1 pseudogene is annotated in these 501 nt (G+C 27.5%); it reads left to right on the forward strand.

From position 1 onward, the window contains the following. Window positions 1-50 precede the first annotated feature (50 nt). A pseudogene (locus tag HUN22_RS17660) lies at window positions 51-501 on the forward strand (Piwi domain-containing protein); the annotation flags it as partial.

Here is a 501-nt window from a genome sequence, read left to right on the forward strand (position 1 = left end):
GTTACAAGCAAGTAGTTTTTCATCTTACTAATAAAATTAGTAACTCTGATATGAGATTATTAAGTGAAATTATCAAAAATATCTTTAATGATCGTGCCGATTTAGTAATTTTGAAACTAAATAAATCTTCTAAATATATAGGTTTCTCAGAGAGGAATGATTGTGTAGTTGCTAAAGGTGTATGTATAAAGTTAAATGCTAGAAAATTCTTACTGTGGACAGATGGGCATTGTAATGAAAATATTTATAGTAATAGACCTTCAAAACCAATTGATATCGAAATATTACATAGTCCTAAGGATATTATTGTAAAAAGTCTTTTAGAAGATATCTTTAAACTTTCGAGTGCAAACTGGCATGGTTTTAAAACAAACTCATTACCGATTACACTTGTGTATTCTAAAGATATTGCAAACTTTATTTATTATGTACATGAAAGTGGCTTGTTAAAAAAATTACAAGAGTTACCAACTTCGAAAGTTTCTAGTCCATGGTTTTTAT

This window comes from Acinetobacter lactucae (assembly GCF_013344765.1).
Lineage (GTDB): Bacteria > Pseudomonadota > Gammaproteobacteria > Pseudomonadales > Moraxellaceae > Acinetobacter > Acinetobacter lactucae_A.